17 protein-coding genes and 1 pseudogene are annotated in these 16,750 nt (G+C 59.2%); 6 read left to right on the forward strand and 12 right to left on the reverse strand.

The window, feature by feature from the left end; genetic code table 11:
• Positions 1–24: 24 nt before the first annotated feature.
• The 6 genes from ACA064_RS30610 to dadA all read right to left on the reverse strand — a co-directional run bounded on the left by ACA064_RS30610 (position 25) and on the right by dadA (position 6,155).
• Entirely contained in the window at positions 25–1,947 is a 1,923-nt protein-coding gene (locus ACA064_RS30610) for an acetyl-CoA hydrolase/transferase C-terminal domain-containing protein (protein ID WP_497671430.1), read from the reverse strand.
• 136 nt (positions 1,948–2,083) lie between these two features.
• Positions 2,084–2,497 (reverse strand): c-type cytochrome, encoded by a 414-nt coding sequence (locus ACA064_RS30615; protein ID WP_497674358.1) that lies wholly within the window; start codon positions 2,495–2,497, stop codon positions 2,084–2,086.
• A gap of 181 nt (positions 2,498–2,678) precedes the next feature.
• Positions 2,679–3,227 (reverse strand): cupin domain-containing protein, encoded by a 549-nt coding sequence (locus ACA064_RS30620; RefSeq protein WP_150640739.1) that lies wholly within the window; start codon positions 3,225–3,227, stop codon positions 2,679–2,681.
• Positions 3,228–3,355: 128 nt separating this feature from the next.
• Positions 3,356–4,432, reverse strand: coding sequence for an alanine racemase (gene alr, locus ACA064_RS30625; RefSeq protein WP_497671431.1), 1,077 nt, complete (start codon positions 4,430–4,432; stop codon positions 3,356–3,358).
• Between the two features lie 93 nt (positions 4,433–4,525).
• Positions 4,526–4,879 (reverse strand): RidA family protein, encoded by a 354-nt coding sequence (locus ACA064_RS30630; protein WP_497671432.1) that lies wholly within the window; start codon positions 4,877–4,879, stop codon positions 4,526–4,528.
• The gene (gene dadA / locus ACA064_RS30635) at positions 4,851–6,155 is read right to left on the reverse strand and encodes a D-amino acid dehydrogenase (RefSeq protein WP_497671433.1); all 1,305 of its coding nucleotides are present in this window, start codon (positions 6,153–6,155) and stop codon (positions 4,851–4,853) included. Before dadA ends, ACA064_RS30630 begins: the two co-directional genes overlap by 29 nt.
• A 156-nt stretch (positions 6,156–6,311) precedes the next feature.
• Between dadA and ACA064_RS30640 the strand changes: the two genes are divergently transcribed.
• A complete protein-coding gene (locus ACA064_RS30640) occupies positions 6,312–6,800 on the forward strand; it encodes an Lrp/AsnC ligand binding domain-containing protein (protein WP_150640743.1) in 489 nt (162 codons plus the stop codon).
• 19 nt (positions 6,801–6,819) lie between these two features.
• Here ACA064_RS30640 and ACA064_RS30645 read toward each other — a convergent pair whose 3' ends face one another.
• Positions 6,820–7,173, reverse strand: a complete 354-nt coding sequence (locus tag ACA064_RS30645; protein ID WP_489358353.1) for a YkgJ family cysteine cluster protein — start codon at positions 7,171–7,173, stop codon at positions 6,820–6,822.
• A gap of 147 nt (positions 7,174–7,320) precedes the next feature.
• Here ACA064_RS30645 and ACA064_RS30650 point away from each other — a divergent pair, with 147 nt between their 5' ends.
• Positions 7,321–8,634, forward strand: coding sequence for an NAD(P)/FAD-dependent oxidoreductase (locus tag ACA064_RS30650; protein WP_497671434.1), 1,314 nt, complete (start codon positions 7,321–7,323; stop codon positions 8,632–8,634).
• 67 nt (positions 8,635–8,701) lie between these two features.
• On the opposite strand, the gene ACA064_RS30655 is transcribed toward ACA064_RS30650, so the two are convergent.
• Positions 8,702–8,947: a DUF1127 domain-containing protein gene (locus tag ACA064_RS30655; RefSeq protein ID WP_497671435.1), complete on the reverse strand. Its 246-nt coding sequence runs from the start codon at positions 8,945–8,947 to the stop codon at positions 8,702–8,704.
• Between the two features lie 181 nt (positions 8,948–9,128).
• Between ACA064_RS30655 and ACA064_RS30660 the strand changes: the two genes are divergently transcribed.
• Both ACA064_RS30660 and ACA064_RS30665 read left to right on the forward strand, forming a co-directional pair.
• Complete coding sequence (locus tag ACA064_RS30660; protein WP_497671436.1) at positions 9,129–10,562, forward strand: aminotransferase-like domain-containing protein; 1,434 nt, start codon at positions 9,129–9,131, stop codon at positions 10,560–10,562.
• A 60-nt stretch (positions 10,563–10,622) separates the two neighbouring features.
• Positions 10,623–12,190: pseudogene (locus tag ACA064_RS30665) on the forward strand (phospholipase D family protein).
• On the opposite strand, the gene ACA064_RS30670 reads toward ACA064_RS30665, so the two are convergent.
• Positions 12,187–13,332 (reverse strand): MFS transporter, encoded by a 1,146-nt coding sequence (locus ACA064_RS30670; protein WP_497671437.1) that lies wholly within the window; start codon positions 13,330–13,332, stop codon positions 12,187–12,189. The pseudogene ACA064_RS30665 and the gene ACA064_RS30670 overlap by 4 nt on opposite strands.
• A 162-nt stretch (positions 13,333–13,494) precedes the next feature.
• Positions 13,495–14,988 (reverse strand): aldehyde dehydrogenase, encoded by a 1,494-nt coding sequence (locus ACA064_RS30675; protein ID WP_497671438.1) that lies wholly within the window; start codon positions 14,986–14,988, stop codon positions 13,495–13,497.
• Positions 14,989–15,224: 236 nt separating this feature from the next.
• Here ACA064_RS30675 and ACA064_RS30680 point away from each other — a divergent pair, with 236 nt between their 5' ends.
• Entirely contained in the window at positions 15,225–15,587 is a 363-nt protein-coding gene (locus ACA064_RS30680) for a cupin domain-containing protein (protein ID WP_497671439.1), read from the forward strand.
• A gap of 287 nt (positions 15,588–15,874) precedes the next feature.
• A complete protein-coding gene (locus tag ACA064_RS30685; protein WP_497671440.1) occupies positions 15,875–16,093 on the forward strand; it encodes an I78 family peptidase inhibitor in 219 nt (72 codons plus the stop codon).
• 81 nt (positions 16,094–16,174) lie between these two features.
• On the opposite strand, the gene rpmG is transcribed toward ACA064_RS30685, so the two are convergent.
• Both rpmG and rpmB read right to left on the reverse strand, forming a co-directional pair.
• Entirely contained in the window at positions 16,175–16,330 is a 156-nt protein-coding gene (gene rpmG / locus ACA064_RS30690) for a 50S ribosomal protein L33 (protein WP_003437824.1), read from the reverse strand.
• 11 nt (positions 16,331–16,341) lie between these two features.
• Complete coding sequence (gene rpmB / locus ACA064_RS30695; RefSeq protein WP_150803776.1) at positions 16,342–16,578, reverse strand: 50S ribosomal protein L28; 237 nt, start codon at positions 16,576–16,578, stop codon at positions 16,342–16,344.
• Between the last annotated feature and the right edge of the window lie 172 nt (positions 16,579–16,750).

A 16,750-nucleotide genomic window follows, 5' to 3' on the forward strand; every position in this document is an offset into this window, starting at 1 on the left:
CGCAGGCTGCGATCTTGACGATCGTCAGGGCGCAGTAGCCTTCAGCCCCGTCAGCAGCAACCGCTGATACAGGTCCTCGCGCAGGCCTTCAGGTTTCGTCAGCTGCATCCGCTCCAGATGCACGGGAAACTCCGACGGCTCCGGCGCATCGAGTGCCGCCTTGCCCAGCTCAAGAATTTCGGTGAGCTTGAACTTGCTCTTCAGCCAGTTCAGCGCCCGCAGTAAGTCCCGCTCTTCAGGGCTGAAATCACTCCCCAACGGATACTCCGGAAACAGCTGCGGATGCCGTGCCTGAATCTCCTGCAAACGCTGTGGGTTGTTGTCGGCGAAGCGCGGATCGAGGCGGAAGTCCTTGGGTAACTTGCCGATGTTCTGCGCCTGCTCGATCAGGCCCTGCTGGAAGCGGGAGTCACTGATATTGAGCAATGCTTCAATCACCGCCGCATCGGTTTTGCCACGCAGGTCGGCGATGCCGTATTCCGTCACCACGATATCGCGCAGGTGCCGCGGGATCGTGCAGTGCCCGTACTCCCAAACAATATTTGAACTGACCTCGCCACCCGCCTCTCGCCAACTGCGCAAAATCAGAATCGAACGCGCGCCCTCCAGCGCATGGCCCTGAACGACAAAGTTGTATTGCCCGCCGACACCGCTGACTACCCGCCCGTCTTCCAGTTGATCCGCCACCCCGGCACCCAGCAGGGTCATGGTGAAGGCGCTGTTGATGAAGCGCGCATCGCGCCGCTGCAAACGCTTGAGCTGTTCGTTGCCGTACAGCTCATTGATGTAGCTGATGGCGGTCATGTTGAACTCGGCCAGTTTGCTCAGCGGCAACTCGCGCAAGCGCTGATAGAAACTGCGCGGCCCGAGGAAGAACCCGCCATGCACCGAAATGCCCCCAGGCTGCGTCGCCTCATCAAGCGTTCCGGCGTTCGCCTGCTCTTGCTGCGCAACATCCGGGTAGACCTTGCGGCGCACGATCCCAGCGTCGGCCAGAACCAGCAACCCGTTGACGAACATTTCGCTGCAACCGTAGAGCCCTTCAGCGAAGGGCTCTATGCCGCCTTCACGTTCGATAAGGGGCTGCCATTGAGTCAGATCGATATCCGCCAGCAGCGCACGATAACCATCGTTGTCCGCCTGCCGCGCCAACAACGCAGCCGTCAGTGCATCGCCCATGGAGCCGATGCCGATCTGCAAAGTGCCGCCATCGCGCACCAGCGTGCTGGCATGCAGACCGATGAAATGGTCCTGCAGGCCCACCGGCATATTCGGCGTGGAAAACAGCGTGGTGCGGTCCTCCTCGTCGATCAGTAAATCGAAGGCGTCACTGCCGATTTCTGCATGGCCTGGCATGTAGGGCAGGTCGCGGTGCACCTGGCCGAGCAGCAGAATAGTTTCTCCCGCGGCGCGGCGCTTGGCGATCATCGGCAGCAAGTCGAGTGTAATGTCCGGGTTGCAGCTCAAACTCAGGCGATCGGCCTGTAATGAATCACGCGCGACCAGTTGCGCGACCAGGTTCAAGCCAGCGGCGTTGATGTCCCGGGCGGCATGGCTGTAGTTGCTGCTGACGTAGTCCTGCTGAGCGGCTGCACTGTTGAGCAGACTGCCCGGCAGCAGGAAAAACTGTTCGACCCGGATATTGGCTGGCAGGCTATTGCCGTGCAGATCGGCGAGGAAGTCCAACTCAGGATAATCGCCGAATACCCGCTCGATAAAAGGTTCGAGAAAGCGCCGCTGCAAGCCATCGCCCAGCGCTGGGCGGCCGAGACTCAAGGCGGTGTAGATCGTCAAGTGCCGCTCGGGCAACTGCGCAATGCGTTGGTATAGCGCGTTAACAAAAGCATTGGGTTTACCCAGCCCGAGTGGCAAGCCCATATGAATATGCGCCGGCAAACGCGCGAGCACGTCATCGACGGCATGCTCGATTGAACAGGACTGCACCATCTGACTCTCCCTGACCTTCCTTGAATTAAGGTTAGCCCGAGCTTGCCGGGTCTGGCTCGCAAAGAACAGTCTCAGGACGAATCACCGGGCACAAAAAAGCCGCTCGTAAGCGGCTTTTTCTAGAAGATCGAGCTTGTTACAAGCCAGACATCTCCTTGATTGCGCCTTTCAAGTCGTCATCCGAGCAATCTGCGCAGGTGCCTTTTGGCGGCATCGCGTTCACACCGGTAATGGCTTTGGCGAGGATACCGTCGAGACCACCCTGGTGGTCGGCACGTTCTTTCCAGGCGGCTTTATCACCGATTTTCGGCGCGCCCAACAGGCCGGTGCCATGGCAAGCATTGCAATGCTTGGCAATCACGTCTTTCGGCGTTTTCGCGCCGCCAGCGCCGCCAGCCGAAGCCGCGACTTCCATCCCCTTGCACTCTTTACCTTGTACACAGACCTGGCCGACTGGTTCAAGTCGCTTGGCAATGTCGTCAGTAGTCGCAGCTTGAGCGCTGACTGCCCAAAGGGCCAATACGGTTGCTGGTGCAGCCAGCATTTTCATAATTAGGTTCACGCGTACACCCTCAATGGTGGCTAGTCACGCCCACGGCCACGGTTCGCAGGCGGGCGCAAGTATAACGGTTAGCCGGCCACACTGAAACAACCCTAAAGTCGAAGGGGTATTAGTAGTGGCAGGAAAGTAACCAGGGCGCCTCCGCAAACCTTGCTGGACGCCTCTTCTGTCAGAAATTCGCGGGTGTGGCTGCGCTGATTAGTCGCGCCGGCGCATCGAACGGATTACGGAAACGGTGCGGCTTGGTGCTTTCAAAGTAGTAACTGTCACCGGCTTCGAGTACGAATGTCTCGAGCCCGACCACCAATTCCAGTCGCCCTTCCAGGAGAATGCCGGTTTCCTCGCCCTCATGGGTGAGCATTTCGCCACCGGTATCGGCGCCTGGCGGGTAAATCTCGTTGAGAAACGCAATCGCCCGGCTCGGGTGTGCCCTGCCGACCAGCTTCATGGTCACTGCACCATCGGAAATATCGATCAGTTCGTGGGCTTTATAGACGATCTGAGTCGGTTTTTCCTGGAGGATTTCTTCGGAAAAGAATTCCACCATGGACATGGGGATACCGCCAAGAACCTTCCTCAGCGAACTGATCGAGGGGCTGACGCTGTTTTTCTCGATCATCGAAATGGTGCTATTGGTGACGCCCGCACGCTTGGCGAGTTCACGCTGGGAAAGACCTTTCAGTTTACGGATGGATTGCAGTCGTTCACCGACGTCCAATGCATTAGCCTCCCAGGATTCAGGTTGTATGGATATTGAGCGTTATCATGGCGACAGCGTTCAGTATTTACAACACTTCGGGTTGAATCCTGTTCGGCCAGGCGACTTTCGGTACGGCCCTTTGCCTGTCAGCTCCCGGAATAGAGCAGTGGCACTCGGCGCAGGTTGCAGAAAATCTGATAGGGAATGGTCTCGGCGGCCATCGCTACGTCACTGGCGAGGATGTTTTTTCCCCACAACTCGACCGTCGAACCGAGGCCCGCCTGGGGCACATCGGTCAGATCGACGCACAACATGTCCATCGATACCCGCCCGAGAAGCTGGCTGCGTTGACCCGCGACCAACACGGGAGTGCCTGTAGGGGCCTGGCGCGGATAACCGTCGGCATAGCCCATGGCAACCACACCGATGCGCATCGGTTTCTCGGTGATGAATTTCGCGCCGTAGCCCACCGGCTCGCCGGCCGGCAGTTCACGTACGCAGATCACTTTCGATTCCAGGGTCATCACCGGTTGCAGACGCGCGGCCAGCGCATTGGCTTCCTCGAACGGGGTTGCGCCGTAAAGCATGATGCCGGGACGCACCCAGTCACTGGGAATGTTCGGCCAACCGAGAACGGCTGGCGAGTTGCGCAGGCTGATCTGGGCCGACAAACCCTGGCGGGCCGCCTCGAACACCGCGACCTGCTCCTCACTGCGGCTGCAATGCAGTTCGTCGGCGCGGGCGAAGTGGCTCATCAAGACGATCTTCGCCACTTTGCCGCTGGCCAGCAGGCGTTGATAAGCCGCCTGGTAATCCGCCGGATGCAAACCGACGCGGTGCATGCCCGAATCGAGCTTGAGCCAGATGGTCAGCGGTTTGGCCAGTGCGGCTTTCTCGATCGCCTCGAGTTGCCATAACGAGTGCACCACACACCAGAAATCATGCTCGACAATCAATGGCAGCTCATCGGCTTCGAAAAAGCCTTCGAGCAGCAGCACCGGCGCACGAATGCCAGCGGCGCGCAGTTCCAGCGCCTCTTCAATGCAGGCGACGGCAAAACCGTCCGCCTCGGCTTCCAGAGCCTGGGCGCAACGCACCGCGCCATGGCCATAGGCATCGGCCTTGATCACGGCGAGAGCCTTGGCTCCTCCCGACACTTCGCGGGCCAATTGATAGTTGTGACGCAGGGCTTGAAGATCGATCAGGGCACGGGCAGGACGCATGGCGGCAGACTTCTAGGCGGTCATGAGGAAGAAAAACCGGCGCTGGCTGACGGCGTGAACCGCTAACAGCGCCGGGAGAGGGACCTTTAATGCTTAAGGCAGAGCGGCCACAACCGACAGCTCGACCAGAATTTCCGGTTCGCAGAGTTTCGACTCCACTGTAGCGCGGGCAGGTGCCACACCTTTTGGCAGCCACTTGTCCCACACGCTGTTCATGCCGACGAAATCAGCGTCGATGTCTTTCATGTAGATAGTCACCGACAACAAACGGGTCTTGTCGGTACCCGCCAGATCCAGCAAACGCTCGATATTGGCCAGGGTTTCACGGGTCTGCTGTTCAATCCCGGCGTTCATATCGTCGCCGACTTGCCCTGCCAGATACACGGTACCGTTATGAACAACGATCTGGCTCATGCGCTCATTGGTGAGCTGGCGCTGGATTGACATGTTTAGCTGACTCCTTGGGGCTATTACCGTAACGAGAAATATCGAGGCCTTCGGCGCTGATCTGTGGCGATTTCTTCGCCATCAGGTCAGCCAGCAAGCGACCAGAGCCGCAGGCCATGGTCCAGCCGAGCGTGCCGTGACCGGTGTTCAAGAACAGATTGCGGAACAGCGTGGCACCGACAATCGGTGTGCCGTCCGGAGTGGTCGGACGCAGGCCGGTCCAGAAAGCGGCCTGGGACAGATCACCGCCCTGAGGATAGAGGTCGTTGACGATCATCTCCAGGGTTTCGCGACGACGTGGATTGAGCGACAGGTCAAAACCGGCGATCTCGGCCATGCCACCGACCCGAATGCGGTTGTCGAAACGGGTGATCGCAACCTTGAAAGTCTCATCGAGGATAGTCGAAGTCGGGGCCATTGCCGGGTTGGTGATCGGCACGGTCAGCGAGTAACCCTTGAGCGGGTACACCGGTGCCTTGATCCCCAGCGGCTTGAGCAACTGCGGCGAGTAGCTGCCGAGCGCCATCACGTAGCGGTCGGCGGTTTCCAGCTTGCCATCGATCCACACGCCATTGATGCGCTCGCCAGCGTAGTCGAGGCGTTGAATATCCTGACCGAAGCGGAACTCCACGCCCAGTTTCACCGCCATTTCGGCCAGGCGGGTGGTGAACATCTGGCAGTCGCCGGTCTGGTCGTTCGGCAGGCGCAAGGCACCGGCAAGAATATCGGTGACGCTGGCCAGCGCTGGCTCGACGCGGGCAATGCCGGCGCGGTCAAGCAGCTCGAAAGGTACGCCGGACTCTTTGAGGACCGCGATGTCTTTCGCCGCACCGTCAAGTTGCGCTTGAGTGCGGAACAGCTGGGTAGTCCCCAGGCTGCGGCCTTCGTAGGCAATGCCGGTTTCGGCGCGCAGTTCGTCGAGGCAGTCGCGGCTGTACTCGGACAGACGGACCATGCGCTCCTTGTTCACCGCATAACGGCTGGCGGTGCAGTTGCGCAGCATCTGCGCCATCCACAGGTATTGGTCGATATCGGCGGTCGCCTTGATCGCCAGCGGCGCGTGGCGCTGCAACAGCCACTTGATGGCCTTGAGCGGCACACCTGGCGCGGCCCACGGCGAGGCATAGCCTGGGGAGACCTGCCCGGCATTGGCAAAACTGGTTTCCATGGCAGCGGCGGGTTGACGATCGACCACCACTACTTCGAACCCGGCCCGAGCCAGATAGTAGGCACTGGCGGTACCGATGACGCCGCTACCCAAGACCAGAACGCGCATTTTCATATCCCTCATCGCGGATTACCGCTGACGTTTGTTGTTCAGAGCATTGATATGCGCAGTGTAAAAAACATTAGCCAGTGCTTTTCACTATATAAGTGCCTATATTTGGCGAGAATTCTCGGCAAAAACCCTTTTCACGGAGGCGCATCCCCTATGCGTACCAACACCCAGACCAAGCGTGAGCTGGACAAGATCGACCGTAACATCCTGCGGATCCTGCAGGCGGACGGGCGTATTTCCTTCACCGAACTGGGGGAAAAGGTCGGCCTGTCGACTACGCCCTGTACCGAGCGAGTGCGGCGCCTGGAGCGCGAAGGAATCATCATGGGCTACAACGCCCGGCTCAACCCCCAGCACTTGAAGGCCAACCTGCTGGTGTTCGTCGAGATTAGCCTCGACTACAAGTCCGGCGATACCTTCGAAGAGTTCCGCCGTGCCGTGCTGAAACTGCCCCATGTGCTGGAGTGCCATTTGGTGTCAGGGGATTTCGATTACCTGGTCAAGGCACGGATTTCCGAGATGGCCTCGTACCGCAAGCTATTGGGCGACATCCTGCTCAAACTGCCCCATGTGCGCGAATCCAAGAGCTATATCGTGATGGAAGAGGTGAAGGAGAGCCTGAATCTGCCGATTCCGGATTGAAGATTTTCGGGGCAAACGTTTAAACCAACACCTGCCGCGTACTGGCCATGTACTCATGAATCTGCTTTTCGACCCGCGGATGAATCATCTCCACCGGGCGGCGGCCATTGGGGCATGGCAAGGTCGGCGTGGTACCGAACAGGCGACAGATCAGCGGCCGCTCGTCGTACACCGTACAGCCGTTCGGGCCCAGGTGGACGCAGTCCAGCTCATCCATCGCCGCCTCTTGCTCGGCGGCGGTCTTGCGCGGCAAGCGGGACATTTCTTCAGGCGAAGTGGTCACCGGACCACAGCAGTCATGGCAGCCAGGTACGCACTCGAATGAGGGAATCTGCTGCCGAAGCAAACGGATTTTCTGGCTGTTGCAGCTCATCGAGGCGATTACCGGAAAGTAGATGGATTGGGATTTTGCCTTAAAAGCCACATTCCAGACAGCGCCGGCCGACCGGTGTTGCCGAAACTGAAAGGTCCGGCTTATGCTCCGTAAAGTTTTTCAAACACAATAATCAGGATTACGCACATGAACGCCCGTGCTCAGCAACCTGTCCCGAGCAACCAGCACACCGCCTCTTACTATGCCGCCAGCAGCCTGCCGCAGCCCGACCATCCGGTGCTCACAGGCGAGTCAGTGGCCGATGTATGCGTGGTCGGCGGCGGTTTCTCCGGGTTGAACACGGCGATCGAACTGGCTGAACGCGGCCTCAGCGTCGTGCTGTTGGAAGCTCGCAGGATCGGCTGGGGTGCCAGCGGGCGCAACGGCGGGCAGTTGATCCGTGGGGTCGGGCATGGCCTCGATCAGTTCGCCAATGTGCTGGGCACGGATGGCGTGCGCCAGATGAAGCTGATGGGCCTGGAAGCCGTGGAACTGGTCCGCCAGCGGGTCGAACGCTTCCAGATCCCCTGCGACCTGACCTGGGGTTACTGTGACCTGGCCAACAAACCCCGCGATCTTGAAGGGTTCGCCGCAGAGGCCGAAGCGCTGCGCAGCCTCGGTTATCGCCACACAACCCGTCTGCTGCAAGCCAATGAGATGCACAGCGTGGTGGGTTCTGATCGCTACGTTGGCGGTTTGATCGACATGGGCTCGGGGCATCTGCATCCGTTGAACCTCGCGCTGGGCGAAGCCGGCGCCGCGCAGCAACTCGGCGTGAAGCTGTTCGAGCAATCGGCGGTGACCCGCATCGATTACGGCCCTGAAGTTCGTGTTCACACTGCTCAAGGTTCAGTTCGCGCCAAGACCCTGGTGCTGGGCTGCAACGCCTATCTCAACGAACTCAACCCGGAACTCAGTGGCAAGGTGCTGCCCGCCGGCAGCTACATCATCGCCACCGAACCCTTGAGCGAAGCCCTGGCCCATTCCTTGTTGCCACAGAACATGGCGGTCTGCGATCAACGGGTAGCACTGGATTACTACCGCCTCTCGGCGGACCGGCGCTTGCTGTTTGGTGGTGCCTGTCACTATTCCGGGCGCGATCCGCAGGACATCGGCGCTTATATGCGACCAAAAATGCTGGAAGTATTCCCGCAACTGGGCGAGGTGAAGATCGACTATCAATGGGGCGGCATGATCGGCATCGGCGCCAATCGCTTGCCGCAGATTGGTCGTCTCAAGGACCATCCCAACGTGTATTACGCCCAGGCCTACTCAGGTCATGGTCTGAACGTCACGCATCTGGCCGGCAAACTGTTGGCCGAAGCCATTAGTGGCCAACAAAGCGACGGTTTCGATCTGTTCGCCAAGGTGCCGCACATCACGTTTCCGGGTGGCAAACATTTGCGTTCGCCGTTGCTGGCGTTGGGGATGTTGTGGCATCGACTTAAAGAGCTGGCGTGAGGTGCAGCGGCGCAACCACAGGGCCGATGTTCATCTCAAGATCCTTAACTGGCATCTGGTAAGCCTCTTAGAGCCGCCAGAACGGTTTGAGCCCCTCCTCCCGCGCCTGCTCACGGCTCAAGCCGATATCGCGCAGTTGCTCGGCCGTCAGATCAAGCAAGGCCTTGCGGGTGTGCAGGCGATGCCACAGCAGGCCCCAACGGCTCAGACCGGACGGGGCATTACGGGCCGTCGCCGCACGTGACCCGTTTTCCTGCCCTGCCGCCAGTTCCTGACTGTGTAACGCAAGCCGCACATCGCTCAAGCCGTTCATGTCTGTAGCTCCTGTTTACTTGGGTTGCCATGAGCAGACATCATGCGCGGGCACCCAAAACCATTACAGATTCAAAACGGATGTATTATCTCCATACAGAGTTTCCAATCGCAGCACTGAATCCTGTATTTTTGCTTCATCTGTACTGGTTATCTGAATCAATTCCCGCCGAGGCCCCGCCATGACCCTTTACGTCAATCTCGCCGAACTGCTCGGCACGCGTATAGAACAGGGTTTCTATCGCCCCGGCGACCGGTTGCCTTCGGTGCGGGCCTTGAGCGTCGAACACGGGGTCAGCCTGAGCACCGTGCAACAGGCCTATCGGATGCTGGAAGACAGCGGCCTCGCGACGCCAAAACCGAAATCCGGCTATTTCGTCCCGGTCGGTCGCGAGCTGCCGGCGCTGCCCGCCGTCGGGCGCCCCGCCCAACGACCGGTGGAAATCTCCCAGTGGGATCAGGTTCTCGAATTAATCCGGGCGGTACCGCGCAAAGACGTGGTCCAACTGGGTCGCGGTATGCCGGACATCACCACACCCACCCTCAAACCCCTGCTGCGCGGCCTGGCCCGGATCAGCCGTCGGCAAGACATGCCCGGCCTGTATTACGACAATATCTACGGCACCCTCGAACTGCGCGAGCAGATTGCCCGCCTGCTGCTCGATTCCGGCTGTCAGTTGAACGCCAACGACCTGGTGGTCACCACCGGCTGCCATGAGGCGCTGTCCACCAGCATTCGAGCCACTTGCGAACAAGGCGATATCGTTGCCGTGGACTCGCCGAGCTTTCACGGCGCCATGCAAACCCTCAAGGGGCTGGGCATGAAGGCTCTGGAAATCCCCACTGATCCGCTTACCGGGATCAGTCTCGATGCCCTCGAACTGGCCTTGGAACAGTGGCCGATCAAGGCCATACAGTTGACCCCCAACTGCAACAACCCGCTGGGTTACATCATGCCGGAGTCTCGCAAGCGGGCGTTGTTGACCCTGGCACAGCGCTTCGACGTGGCGATCATCGAGGATGATGTGTATGGCGAATTGGCCTACACCTACCCGCGCCCACGAACCATCAAGTCCTTCGACGAAGACGGTCGAGTCCTGCTCTGCAGTTCGTTCTCGAAAACCCTGGCGCCAGGCCTGCGTATCGGCTGGGTAGCACCGGGACGTTATCTGGAGCGGGTGCTGCACATGAAGTACATCAGCACCGGCTCCACCGCGCCGCAGCCACAGATCGCCATCGCCGAATTCCTCAAGGCCGGGCATTTCGAGCCGCACTTGCGCCGCATGCGCAGCCTGTACCAGCGTAACCGCGACTTGATGATCGACTGGGTCAGCCGATATTTCCCCGCAGGTACACGTGCCAGCCGTCCGCAAGGCAGTTTCATGCTGTGGGTCGAACTGCCGGACGGCTTTGATACCTTGAAACTGAATCGTGCCCTGCTCGATCAAGGCGTACAGATCGCCGTCGGCAGTATCTTTTCGGCTTCCGGCAAATACCGCAATTGTCTACGGATGAACTACGCTGCCAAACCAACGGCACAGATTGAAGAGGCCGTGCGCAAGGTGGGAGCGGCGGCGATCAAACTGCTGGCCGAAACCGAGGCTGCCATTGACTGACCTTTATTCGGAAACCAGCGTCCGTATGCAGACAACCGCCGCCAATCGGGACGATCCGACTTGAGATCCAGACGGGCTCTGCCCTTGCTTCTGCTGGTCATCCTGACCCTGAACAGCTGCGCCACGTTCAACGCTCCGCGCGAGCCGAGCCAAGCCTTACCTGCGGCGGACTCGGCGTTTGGCCGCTCGATCAAGGCCCAGGCGGCGCCTTACAAGGGGCAGTCCGGTTTTCGTCTGTTGTCCGACAGTGGCGAAGCCTTCACCGCCCGCGCCGAGCTGATCCGCAACGCACAAAGCAGCCTCGACTTGCAGTACTACATCGTTCATGACGGCATCAGCACGCGGATGTTGGTGGAAGAGTTGCTCAAGGCTGCCGATCGCGGCGTGCGCGTGCGCATACTGCTCGATGACTTGACCAGTGACGGCCAGGATCAGGTGATTGCCACGCTCGCCGCCCACCCGCACATCCAGATTCGCGTGTTCAACCCGCTGCACCTGGGCCGCAGTACCGGCGTGACCCGGACCGCGGGCCGACTGCTCAACCTGTCGCTGCAACATCGGCGCATGCACAACAAACTGTGGCTGGCGGACAACAGCGCGGCCATTGTCGGCGGGCGCAATCTAGGGGATGAGTATTTCGATGCCGAGCCCGACCTGAATTTCACTGACATCGACCTGCTCGGTATGGGTCCGGTGGCCGAGCAACTCGGGCACAGCTTCGATCAATACTGGAATAGTCCCTGAGCAAGCCGATCGACGAGTTTATGTCCACCAAGCCGACGGCCAAGGATCTGGCCAACACCCGGGCAAGGCTGGAGCAATCCCTGGCAGAAACCCGGCAACAGAACCATGCGTTGTATCAACAACTGATGACCTTTCGAACCGAACCGCGCATGGACATCTGGCGCAAAGAGTTGATCGGGGCCTGGAGCCAGGCATTGTGGGATGCCCCGAGCAAGGTGCTGGCCGATGGCGAGCCAGATCCGCAGTTGCTGCTCACCACCCAACTGGCGCCGGAACTCGAGGGCGTCAGCAAAGAACTGATCTTGATCTCAGCCTACTTCGTTCCCGGTCAGCCTGGCTTGCTGTACCTGACCGGACGCGCCGACGCCGGGGTCTCGGTGAGCTTGCTGACCAACTCTCTCGAAGCCACCGATGTGCCAGCGGTACATGGCGGTTACGCGCCCTACCGCAAAGCCTTGCTGGAACATGGCGTGCAGCTGTTCGAACTGCGGCGCCAACCCGGGGAGCGTGGCGGCAGCGGACCCTACATGTTCCGGGCTGGATCTTATGGCGAATCCGACTCCAGCCTGCACAGCAAAGCGATCATCTTCGACCGAAAAAAATCCTTTATCGGCTCGTTCAATTTCGACCCGCGTTCGGTGCTATGGAACACCGAAGTCGGCGTAATCGTGGACAGCCCTGAACTGGCCGAACACGTCCGTGACATGGCCCTGCAAGGCATGGCACCGGCCCTGAGTTATCAGGCCAAGCTGGAGAATGGTCGGGTAGTCTGGGTCACCGAAGACAATCAGCAACTGCATACCCTGCGCCGGGAGCCGGGAAGCTGGTGGCGGCGCTTCAATGCCTGGTTCAGCACCACCGTTGGCCTGGAGCGGATACTTTAGGCCGCTTCGGCAACTACCCCGAAAGCCCCCTGACGCGACACCAGAATCACCAGACCGAACGCCCCGGCCGCCATCAACAATGGCAGGGCATGCCCGCTGATCCACTGACTGCCCGCCCCTGCCACCAACGGCCCGATCAGGCAGCCGATACCCCACAACTGCGCGACGTGGGCATTGGCGCGGACCAGTGCATCGTCGCGATAACGTTCGCCGATCAGAATCAACGACAGGGTAAACAAGCCGCCGGCACTGGCCCCGAACAGCACCCACAGCGGCCAGATCAGCAAGGTATCGATCAGCAGCGGAATTGCCAGACTCGACAGCATCAGGATCACTGCACAACCGGTAAACAGTGTGCGCCGTGACAGCCGATCGGCCAGCGCACCAATCGGTAGTTGCAACAAAGCATCGCCGACCACCACGGTGCTGACCATCGCCAGGGCAATTTCGGTGGTGAAGCCCTGGCGCAAGCAATAGACCGGCAGCAAGGTCAGGATCATCGCTTCGAACGCCGCGAACAGCGCTACCGCCCAGGCAATCGCCGGCAACCCGCGGCAAAATCCCAGCAAATCGCCCAAGGTCACGCCAAGTCCCTCGCTGGTCGGCGCCCCGCTACGCCCCAGTAGCAGGAACGGCGAGATCACCAGCAGCCCGACCCCGACCCAGAAACCGTAATCACCCTCGGTTCCCAGAGCACCCAGCAGCAGCGGCCCGGACAGCTGGCTCAAGGCATAGCTGCTGCCGTACAGCGCCACCAAACGACCGCGCCATTGTTCCACCACTAACTGGTTGATCCAGCTTTCACCGAGAATAAAGACGATAGTCAGGATGACCCCGATCATCAGGCGCAACACCAGCCAGATCGGGTAGCTCGGCAACAGCGCCAGCAGGCCGATCGATACCGCCCCGCACCACAGGCACAAGCGCATCAAGCCCGCGGTACCGAAATGCGCCGCCAGACGGTTCGAGATCTTGGCGCCGAGGAGTACGCCCATTGCTGGCATCGCCGCCATTACCCCAATAGCGAACGAACCATAACCCCAGCCTTCCAGACGCAACGACACCAACGGCATGCTGACGCCCAGCGCCAGACCGACACTCAGGACAGACGCCAATACGGCGAAATAAGTCGCCCAACGCATTTCCACGCTCCTGTGGATGGCTTTTATTCGATGGCTGAAACAACACAGCCGGACCTTCCTGGAGGAAAGCCCGGCTGCGAGATGGATTACTCGCGATGGACTGTGACTGTCAGACCGCTATCGTCGGAACGCCGCCCGGAGCAAGCTCGCTCCCACAGGGAGTTACAACTTGATCCAGGTCGCCTTCAGCTCAGTGTATTTGTCGAACGCGTGCAGCGATTTGTCGCGACCATTGCCCGATTGCTTGAAGCCACCAAACGGCGCGGTCATATCGCCGCCATTGTACTGGTTGATCCAGACACTACCGGCACGCAATGCCTTGGCGGTCAGGTGCGCCTTGGAAATGTTGGACGTCCACACCGCCGCGGCCAGGCCATAGGGCGTGTCGTTGGCGATCTGAATGGCGTCTTCCACGGTGTCGAAGGTAATGACTGAAAGCACCGGACCAAAGATTTCTTCCTGGGCGATCTTCATCGCATTGCTCACGCCATCGAAGATCGTCGGCTCAACGTAGGTACCGCCGGTTTCCTCGAGGATGCGCTTGCCACCCGCCACCAGTTTGGCGCCATCGCTATGACCGGATTCGATGTACGACAGCACGGTGTTCATCTGCTGGGTATCCACCATCGCACCGACGTTGGTCTCCGGGTTCAGTGGGTTGCCAGGCTTCCAGCCTTTGAGGGCTTCGATCACCAGCGGCAGGAAACGGTCCTTGATCGAACGCTCGACCAGCAGACGCGAACCGGCGGTGCAGACTTGGCCCTGGTTGAATGCGATGGCACCGGCCGCAGCTTCGGCGGCGGCTTGCAGGTCCGGCGCATCGGCGAACACGATGTTCGGGCTCTTGCCACCGGCTTCGAGCCAGACGCGCTTCATGTTCGATTCGCCGGAGTAGATCAGCAACTGCTTGGCGATCTTCGACGAGCCGGTGAATACCAGCGTGTCGACGTCAATGTGCAAAGCCAGCGCCTTGCCGACGGTATGGCCGTAACCGGGCAGCACGTTCAACACACCCGCCGGAATACCAGCTTCAACGGCCAGAGCGGCGATGCGGATGGCGGTCAGCGGCGATTTTTCGGACGGTTTGAGGATCACCGAGTTACCGGTGGACAACGCCGGGCCGAGTTTCCAGCAGGCCATCGTCAACGGAAAGTTCCACGGCACGATGGCGGCCACTACACCGACGGGCTCGCGGGTCACCAGACCCAACTGATCATGCGGCGTGGCAGCGACTTCATCGTAGATCTTGTCGATAGCTTCGCCGCTCCAGCTCAGCGCTTGCGCTGCGCCCGGAACATCGATGCCCAGGGAATCGCTGATCGGCTTGCCCATGTCGAGGGTTTCAAGCAGGGCCAGTTCTTCGGCGTGCTTTTTCAACAAGCCGGCGAAACGAATCATGGTGGATTTGCGCTTGCTCGGCGCCAGCCGCGACCAGACACCGGAATTGAAGGTAGTACGGGCATTTTCAACTGCACGCTGGGCGTCGGCGACGTCACAGCTGGCGATCTTGCCCAGCAGGCGACCATCGACCGGGCTAATGCACTCGAACGTCTCATTGGAGACTGCAGCGGTGTATTCGCCATTGATGTAAGCACGGCCTTCGATCTTCAGATCACGGGCGCGTTGCTCCCAGTCGGCACGAGTCAGGGTGGTCATACGAATGTCCTCCTCTTATTGAATACAGGTGCTACGCGTTCTACGCAGGCACCCTCAGGAATTCTGCCCGGCCAGCCTTCACTTCGGCCCAAGGCAACCATCACCCTAAACCAGCGGCACCTCTAGTTTCAATATATTTGACACAGGGCGCTAAAACGGCCTTGCGATGTTCATTTTAATAAACATAGACTTTGGGCTTACCAGCCACTCGCGTCGCAATCACGGGGGATAAAACAATGAGTATCCAGGACATCGTCGACTTCAACCAGGCCAATACCCAGGCGGAGCGCTTTCGCCCGGTCCAGGAAAAAGTCCTCAAGGGCGACCCCGAGCAAGTCATCTACAACCACTACAACAGCCCTTGTGGCCAGATGAACGCGGGCGTGTGGGAAGGCGCCGTGGGCCAATGGACAGTCAACTATACCGAGCACGAATACTGCGAGATCGTGCAGGGCGTTTCCGTTCTGCGGGACGGAGAAGGCAACGCAAAGACACTCCGCGTGGGCGATCGTTTTGTCATCCCCGCAGGTTTCAAAGGTACCTGGGAAGTACTCGAACACTGTCGGAAAGTTTACGTAGTGTTTGAACAGAAAGCTTGAAACCCTTTGATTAGAGGGTTCCACGAAGCCCTGCCTTTTTGGCGGGGCTTTTTTTCGTTCGCTGGCGGCCCTCCTGCCTGGCTAATACCGCGATACATATCGACAGAGGCAATATCCATGGATGCGTACCAAGCTCCAGTGAGGCGCAGACCTCGCAGAGCTGAAGGTATACCACTTGGGACAGTGCCGAAACCACGTAAATGGAACGCGTCTTTAACCCAGAAATTCAATACAAGCGTGCGCTGGGGCTGATTGCCCGCCCGCACATTCATCAAACAAGGAAGTAAATGATGTCTAATTCTGATCAATGCAATACAAGCGTCGCCCAGTACACCATTGGCAAGCGTTTTACCCCGGAATTACTCGAGGAGGTCCGTGCCAAAGCAGATGGCGCGCCCGTCCGCGTCACCGGCCCACTGCACGCATCAACCATGGACCTGCGTCCAAATCGCATCAACCTGGAAGCCGACTCGGACAACATCATCAGGCGCATTACCTGCGGCTGATGCTTAGGTCGTAAAAATTCGGCACAAAGAAAAAGGCCCGTATCTCGCGATACGGGCCTTTTTCTTAAGAGACAAAACCAATTACTTGATTTTGGCTTCTTTGTAGATCACGTGCTTGCGAACCCGCGGATCGAATTTTTTGATTTCGATTTTATCCGGAGTGGTGCGCTTGTTCTTATCAGTGGTGTAGAAGTGGCCAGTACCGGCACTCGACACCAAACGGATCAATTCACGCATGATTATCTCCCTTAGACCTTAGCGCCATTGCGGCGAATTTCGACCAGCACGACATCAATGCCACGCTTGTCGATGATACGCATGCCTTTGGCAGATACGCGCAGACGCACAAAACGCTTCTCGGACTCGACCCAGAAGCGGTGATGCTGCAGGTTCGGCAGGAAACGACGACGGGTTTTGTTGTTTGCGTGGGAAATGTTATTCCCAGTCACCGGACCCTTACCGGTAACTTGACAGACTCTCGACATGCCTCAGCCCTCTAAAACCACATGCCCAACCCGGCATGGGTTGGCCGCTTAATCTCTCAGTCATTTGGCGCCAGGCGCCGCGTTTCTTTAAGGGTCTTACCGGCTACACCTACAAGCGAAGGAACCGGGCCCCTAGAAAAGAGCGCTGCTTTATACCAGAAAGACCCCATTG

The organism is Pseudomonas sp. LBUM1658 (assembly GCF_059716055.1).